Annotated in this window: 7 protein-coding genes; 4 read left to right on the forward strand and 3 right to left on the reverse strand. The window is 52.1% G+C overall.

Going from position 1 to position 7,613, the window contains the following annotated elements:
* The first annotated feature begins 622 nt into the window (after positions 1-622).
* From C0623_08235 to C0623_08250, 4 genes are all read left to right on the forward strand, one after another.
* Entirely contained in the window at positions 623-874 is a 252-nt protein-coding gene (locus C0623_08235; protein PLX99888.1) for a hypothetical protein, read from the forward strand.
* A complete protein-coding gene (locus tag C0623_08240) occupies positions 871-4,086 on the forward strand; it encodes a stage II sporulation protein E (GenBank protein PLX99889.1) in 3,216 nt (1,071 codons plus the stop codon). The genes C0623_08235 and C0623_08240 overlap by 4 nt, the downstream gene beginning before the upstream one ends.
* Before the next feature lie 80 nt (positions 4,087-4,166).
* Positions 4,167-4,505, forward strand: a complete 339-nt coding sequence (locus tag C0623_08245) for an anti-anti-sigma factor (protein PLX99890.1) — start codon at positions 4,167-4,169, stop codon at positions 4,503-4,505.
* Positions 4,506-4,541: 36 nt separating this feature from the next.
* Entirely contained in the window at positions 4,542-4,964 is a 423-nt protein-coding gene (locus C0623_08250; GenBank protein ID PLX99891.1) for an anti-sigma factor, read from the forward strand.
* A 6-nt stretch (positions 4,965-4,970) separates the two neighbouring features.
* Here C0623_08250 and C0623_08255 read toward each other — a convergent pair whose 3' ends face one another.
* The 3 genes from C0623_08255 to C0623_08265 are packed head-to-tail and all read right to left on the reverse strand — an operon-like array spanning position 4,971 to position 7,298.
* The gene (locus tag C0623_08255) at positions 4,971-5,609 is read right to left on the reverse strand and encodes an HAD family hydrolase (GenBank protein PLX99892.1); all 639 of its coding nucleotides are present in this window, start codon (positions 5,607-5,609) and stop codon (positions 4,971-4,973) included.
* Complete coding sequence (locus C0623_08260; GenBank protein PLX99893.1) at positions 5,584-6,369, reverse strand: prolipoprotein diacylglyceryl transferase; 786 nt, start codon at positions 6,367-6,369, stop codon at positions 5,584-5,586. The genes C0623_08255 and C0623_08260 overlap by 26 nt, the downstream gene beginning before the upstream one ends.
* Before the next feature lie 2 nt (positions 6,370-6,371).
* Positions 6,372-7,298 (reverse strand): RluA family pseudouridine synthase, encoded by a 927-nt coding sequence (locus C0623_08265; protein PLX99894.1) that lies wholly within the window; start codon positions 7,296-7,298, stop codon positions 6,372-6,374.
* Between the last annotated feature and the right edge of the window lie 315 nt (positions 7,299-7,613).

Here is a 7,613-nt window from a genome sequence, read left to right on the forward strand (position 1 = left end):
CAACAACAACCTTCAACCTTTATCACGCCCGTTCGTTTCACTCACTCGAGGACGCAGAGGGCACAGAGGAAAATCAACTTCGGTTTCAATTCGTTTTATAGTTCGATCAGTTTTATTTGTTAAAAATTCAACCAATTAAACTAATCTGAACCGATTCAACAAACCAAACCTTACTCTTCTCTGCGCCTCAGCGGCTCTCCGTTAAAATTGCACCTGTTCTTCTTAGCGTTGAAATGTCTTGGATTCTATCAGCTCCTATCAACGTTAATCTGCGACTGATGCCCGCTTTTCCCTTAATTCCTGTGTTGAGCTTTCTCGTTGATTAGGGACAGCCCTTGTGTTGCGGTTTTCACCTTTGTGATCTTTGCGCCTTTGCGGTAAGGATGCCTTTGCCTTCCTTGGTAAACCTGGAGCCTTGGTGGCGAAATCAGGTTTTACTCTTCTCTGCGATGGTCCCTAAAAAAACGCTCACTTTCAATAACTAACACACGCCATTTACTAACGTCAACGTGATAAGTCTCGTAATATAGCACCTTTACAGCTGTTTAGCATGTGGTACCTTATAAAAAGAGATTTCCGGCAATCAGAGAATCGACAACACCATGCAATGCAGGAAAACGGAATGAACAAAAACGATACGAAAACAGCCAAACTGCGAGAAATCTGGATCCTCTGTTTTCTGCTCGGAGTCGTCATGCTGAATTACCCGTTCCTTCACATCTTCAACAAGACGACCTTTTATTTTGGCATCCCGATACTGATTCTCTATTTCTTTATCGGCTGGCCGATTTCGATTGGCGTGATCTATCTCTTTTCCAGAATCATTGAAGCTCCCGAACATGACCGGAAAAGTTCAGGGCGGGATGAATCATGATTTCCGTATCGGCTGTCGCTCTACTCTCACTCCTCTATTTCGGCCTGCTGTTTGCGGTCGCCTATTATGCTGACGTTCGCCGCGAACAGGGCCGCAGCATTATCTCCAACCCTTATATTTATTCACTTTCGCTTGCCGTCTACCTGACTTCATGGACTTTTTACGGCAGTGTCGGCCGGGCGGCGACGAGTGGCCTTGACTTCCTGCCGATTTACCTCGGGCCGACCCTGATAGCATTTACCTGGTGGTTTCTGCTGCGCAAGATTGTCCAGATCAGCAAGGAACAGAACATCGTCAGCATTGCCGACTTTATTTCGAGCCGCTATGGAAAATCGCAGTTACTGGGCAGCGTTGTGACTATTTTTGCGGTTCTTGGCATCATGCCGTACATCGCTCTCCAGCTAAAAGCGGTCGCCAACACTTTCGACCACCTGACGGTCAATCCGGAAAAACTGACCAGGGGGATCAATGAGCTGCTGCCGAATCTCGCCAATCCAATCGACACGGCCTTTGTCGTCGCTTTACTTCTCGGTCTTTTCGGCGTCCTCTTCGGAGCCAGGCACCTTGACGCAACAGAGCGGCACGAGGGCCTCGTTGCCGCCGTGGCACTCGAATCACTGGTTAAAATCGTCGCATTTGTTGCCGTCGGTATTTTTGTCACCTATGGTCTTTTCGACGGCTTTGCCGATATTTTCTCCCGTTTTATCGAACGTTTCCCGGAACGGAGCTATCTGCTTTCACTCGATCCGGAGCATACCCCTTACTCAAAGTGGTTCACCTTGACCTTTATCGCCATGATGGCGTTCATGTTTCTGCCGCGCCAGTTTCATATTATGGTTATTGAAAACTCCGATCTCGATCATATCAAAAAGGCGATGTGGCGTTTTCCCGCATACATGTTCCTGATCAACCTGTTTGTCATCCCGATTGCCCTTGGCGGCCTGCTACTGACCAATGGCGACACGGCAAATGCCGACTACTTTGTCATCGACCTGCCGTTGCAAACCGGCCACACCTGGCTGGCACTGCTTGTATTTATTGGCGGATTTTCGGCATCGGCCGGCATGGTTATGATTTCATCGGTCGCCCTGTCGACAATGATCCTGAACCACATCATCATGCCGATCATCCTGAAATTCCGCCTGGCCGAATCGAACATCTCCGGGCTGTTGATCAACATCAAACGGCTCGGCATAATGGCGGTCACCTTTCTTGGTTACGCCTACTATCGAATGATCGGAGAGTCGTATGCCCTGGTCAATATCGGCCTGATTTCCTTCATCGCCGCAACCCAGTTCGCCCCGGCCCTGATCGGCGGTCTCTACTGGCGCCGGGCGACCCGACGCGGCGCCATACTCGGTCTTCTCCTCGGCTTCCTGCTCTGGTTCTACACCCTGCTCGTCCCCTCTTTTGTCCGTTCGGGCTGGCTCGATCAGTCGATTCTCGAACAGGGACTTTTTGGAATAACTGCCCTGCGCCCACTCGAACTGTTCGGACTGAACGGCTTCGACATCTGGACCCATTCCCTGTTCTGGACGATGTTTTTCAACATCGGTGCGTTCCTCACTCTGTCGCTGCTCGGCAAGCCGAGCCGCCACGAGATTGAGCAGGCCGACAAATTTGTCTCCAGCCCGGATTCGATTTCGGCGATTATCACCCATGAGCGGATCGAACAGGCGCCGACAATTATTGAATTTGTCGATCTCATGGCTAAATTCATCGGGGAGAAGCAGGCGCACGCAGCGATTTCGAATTATCTCGGTGATCGGGAGATTGACCGTAAAGGGAGTCTTTCCGAGCATGAACTTCCCGGACTGAAACGATTCACCGAAAAAACCCTGGCCGGTTCGGTCGGCGCAGCCCCCGCCAAAATAATCATTGAGAACTACCTGGAAACCCGGGGCAGTACCATGGAAGAAGTTTTCGATATTTTCGGAACCGTGACCCTGAGTCGAACCGCCAGCCGGGAGCAGCTGAGTGTCCTCTATGAAGCGGCGCGAATCGTCGCCAGCGGCAAGGATCTGCAGAACATCATGGACAGCATTCTGTTGCTGCTCCGGCAACAGTTCATGTTTGACCTCTGTGTGATCAGAATCCTTAACGAGGAGAACGACACCCTGGTTGTCATGAGCCAGTCAGGGATGACGTCGCAGCATCTCGGCATCGCCGAGCGCAACCTTGACATGACAACCTGTATCGGCGAATCGTTTCTGACCAACACCGAGATCGTTATCAACGATACCGCCCAGATGGACAAGCCGGTTTCGGCCGAGGTTTCCCGGCAGGAGGGTATCGTATCTCTTGCACACGCTCCGATAACGATTGAAGGCCAGCCAATCGGTGTTCTTTCGGCATTTTCAAAAACATCCAAGGGGATCTTTACCGATGAATTTACCGAAATGTTCCGCAACCTGGCCGGCCAGATCGGAGTCGCCTGGCGGAATTCGGAACAGACTGAAAAACTGATTGCCGCAAAAGAGAACGAACGCGAGCTGCAGATTGCCAAAACGATTCAGCTCGGCCTGCTCCCCTCCTCTTTTCCGGAAGCAGAAGGGTTCGACATCGCCGGAATCTGCGTACCGGCCCGCCAGGTCGGCGGCGATTACTTTGATTTCCTGACTCACATTGAGGACAAGATCGATATCGTTATTGCCGATGTTTCGGGACACAATATCGGCGCGGCTCTGATCATGGCGGAAACCCGGACGTTGATCCGGTCGAGTTGTGAAAAATCGGCGCCGCCGGCGGAATTGATGCAGCACCTGAATGAATTCTTCTATGACGATCTGACCAGGACCGAACTCTTCATTTCCATGTTCTACCTGTCGCTCGATGTTGTGTCCGGCACCATCCGTTACAGCAACGCCGGCCATAATCTCCCGCTTGTTGTCCGGGCGGCCGATAATTCGATCGAGGAGCTCGATGCTGAGGGGATGATTATCGGTGTCAGAAAAGGGGTCGTTTTTGAAGAGAAATCGTGCTCTCTGACCCCTAACGATACAATCGTTCTTTATACTGACGGAATCACCGAGGCCGAAAATTCCGCAGGAGAATTTTTCGGCGAGGACCGCCTGAAAGAGTCCTTGCTCGCGGCCCGGCAGATGTCTGCCCAGCAGACCATCGATTATTTACTCGAACAGGCGCGGTTATTCGCCGGCAATCATAATTTCATCGATGACGTTTCCATTGTCGTTATTAAAAACTGTTTATAGCGATATTCTCGAATGCCAGAACCAAACGTTATGTTATCCTTAAGGTAGATTGGCTCAATAAAACCACCGGGAGGTACTGAATGAATATCAACATCGAGGAAAAAGGGGCAACCGTCCTGATTGAAGTGAAGGAAGAGCGTCTTGACGCCCACAACAGCAGTGAATTGAAGACGCAGATGCTTTCACTCTTTGACGAGGGGAAGAACAATCTTGTCGTCGACCTGCAGGAAGTTCGCTTCGTCGATTCATCCGGGCTCGGATCATTGGTCTCCGGCTTCAAAAATGCCAGCGCCCGCAACGGCAATCTGAAGCTGAGCGGCCTTCAACCCCAGGTGAAATCAATGTTCGAACTGACCCGCCTGCATCGGGTTTTTGAAATATTTCCGGAATCGGATGAAGCCCTTTCGAGTTTCCAGTAGCCGCTGGAAACTGAGGCAGGGGATTGTGAACACGCGATGACTGAAAAACTTGCCATTGACATAAAAGTGCCGAATCAGACGCGCTATCTCAGTCTGATTGGCAAAATCGGCGAAGACATCGCCCGGACGATCAAGCGTTACAACGGAGACCGGGAGGAACTCGCCTACCAGGTCAACCTTGTCTTGACCGAGGCAACGTCGAATGCAATCCTCCACGCCGAATCGTGTCTTGACGACCGGGAAATCCATATCAATATCTCGATCATCAACAAGGATCTGCATATCAAGGTGTATGATCAGGGCAAGGGGTTCGACCTGAAAAACGTGCCGAGTCCGGACTTTGGCAGACCCGAGGAGTCGGGGCGCGGCGTTTACATCATTCAATCAATCATGGACAAGGTCGACTGCAGCCGGAGCAGCAGCGGACATGTCCTTGAAATGATCAAGCACCTGCACTGAAATTTATCACCCCAGAACATATTCTGTCAGCTGAGCGTGGCTCTCGAGACTGAGCGGGACCTCGAATGAGGGTTTATAGGCGGCAAAGGCAATGCCTGCCTGCTCCGCCGCCTTTTTGTCGTAAATCGAGTCGCCGACGAAGAGAACATCCGCATTATCGAGACCGAGACGGCTGATCGCCAGCAGCAGCATATCCGGATGTGGTTTCGGTCTTTCAACGTCGCGGCTGGTGACAACCGTACTGAAATATCGGTTCAGTTCAAAATGCGCAAGGACTGCCGGCATGCTGCTGCCCCTGTTGGTAGCCACTGCCAGCGGCAATGATTCGGATAATCGAGCCAGGGCATCGTGCAGACCCGGTTCCGGATCCATGCACGGGATAAATTTCCGGTAATCGATCGTTGCTGCAAATTCCAGGGCCGCATCGCGCCGTTCTTCCCCCAGAAGATGCAGAAGAACCTCCGGGCTTGCCGCCGCATGACAGAGGTCGGCTTTTTCCCGATCGTTTTCGTTGACCGGATCGGCACCGAAATAAGTGAGGATGTCATTATAATAGGCCAGGTTGGCCCGCCGGCTCTCGAACATCACCCCATCGCAGTCAAAAATCACGCCCTTGAATTCAGCCATCGGCATTCCTCCGACCATAAATGATTATAATCCCGGCAATCCCGAGCAGAAACATCGGCAGGGAGAGCAGCTGGCCCATGGTGGCGCCCTGCCAGAGATAACCGATATGGCTGTCCGGTTGGCGAAAAAACTCGACGACAAACCGGGCCAGACCATAACCGGCGAGAAAAAGAAATAGCGGCAGGCCCCGACGGGGCTGCAGGCGATGAACTAACCAGAGAACGACAAAAAGGACAACGCCTTCGAGGAAAGCCTCGTAAAGCTGACTCGGATGGCGCGGCATGCTGCCGGCAGCCGGAAAGACGACACCCCAGGAAACATCGGTTACCCGCCCCCAGAGTTCACCATTGATAAAATTGCCAATCCGGCCGAATCCGAGTCCGATCGGGGTCGCCGCAGCGACGATATCGCCTACTTCAAGCAGCGACTTGTTGCGGCGGCGGCAAAACAGGAGGATTGCCGCGGTGACCCCGAGGAGGCCACCATGAAAACTCATCCCGCCTTTCCATACGGCGAGAATTTCGAACAGGTGATGACGATAATAATCAAAATTGTAAAAAAGGGTATAACCGATCCGGCCGCCGAGAACAACACCGAACACGCCATAAAAGATCAGGTCTGAAATCGCTTCGGAATTCAATGAGAATTTGCGCAGGCGGGCCAGATAATTCATGTAAAAATAACTGCCGATAAATCCGAGCAGATACATGACTCCGTACCAGCGGACAGCCAGCGGCCCAATATGGAAGATGACCGGATCTATGTGCGGCAAAGTCATCATCAATCTCCTGATAGCTTGCGGAAAACAGCGTTCATATCATAAGGGAGATCAAGGGAAAAATCGAGTTTAACTTTGCTCACCGGATGCAGCAGCTGTAATGAGCAGGCATGCAGCATCTGACGGGGAATGTCGACATTGCCGACCGCAGCCGGGCCGCCATATCGTGTGTCGCCGAGCAGCGGGTGCCCCGCTTCGGCAAAATGAACCCTGATCTGATGCATCAGTCCGGTCGGGATCTCAACTTCGACGGCAGACATCAATTCGTTGGCGGCAATTGTTCGATAGCGGGTAAGCGCTTCCTGTCCGCCCCGGGCAACACTCCGCATCAGGTTGCTGGCCCGATTGCGGGCCAGCATCGACTTGAATTCGCCTGCAGCCGGTTCGATACGCCCGGAGACAAAAGCCCGGTAGAGTTTCCGCACGCCGCGACCGGCGAATGCCTGCGTCAAACCCTTGTGAGCCTGACGATGAATCGAAAAAATGATCAAACCTGAGGTATCGCGATCAAGGCGCTGAACCATGCCGATCGACGGTTTCAGATCCCGACGCAGCGGATTCTTCAGATAATCGGCAACCGCCGCATAAAGCGTCCCCTTGTAACGGGACGGTGTCGGCTGTGTGTCGACGCCGGCCGGTTTGTTGACGAGCAACAGGTATTGATCACGAAAGATGATGTCCTGGTCTTTCAGCACAAAAGGTTCAAACGGCAGACCATCGATATGGACGGTAATTGCATCGTTGGTTCTGAGTTCGCGGGAGCATTGCATGAGACGACGCTGGTTGAGATGTACGGAACCGAGATCGATCAGCTTTTTTGCCTGACCACGTGAAAGATCCTGATCAATCTGTGCCAGGAACTGGTCGAGACGCAACCCGGCCTGTTCCGCTGTTACCACCGCTCTGATTGTTCGGCGTTTTGAAAGCATTGAGTTCCGTAAAGCAAATAAAGGCAGCTGTAAGTTTTAAGCTGTAAGTTGTCAGAGAAAGTCTCAAAACTTTAAAAGTAAAGCCTTTGACTCACCCGTGGAGCTCTTGCGGTCGCTTCCGTCAGCGCGATCACTCAATCGTAGCCCGACCGCAACCGCCACGGAGATATGCCGCGTTTGTCTCAAGGCAAACTCCCAAGCAGCAAGGTTGAACAAAAACAATTCAGACCGCACAAAAAGCCCCCGGCAGGGGAGCGGTTTCTTTGGTTCGTTTCTTTATCGCTCAATAAAGAAATGAACCCGGCTGCCGGGCCG

It is taken from the genome of Desulfuromonas sp. (assembly GCA_002869615.1).
In the GTDB taxonomy this organism is placed as follows: domain Bacteria; phylum Desulfobacterota; class Desulfuromonadia; order Desulfuromonadales; family UBA2294; genus BM707.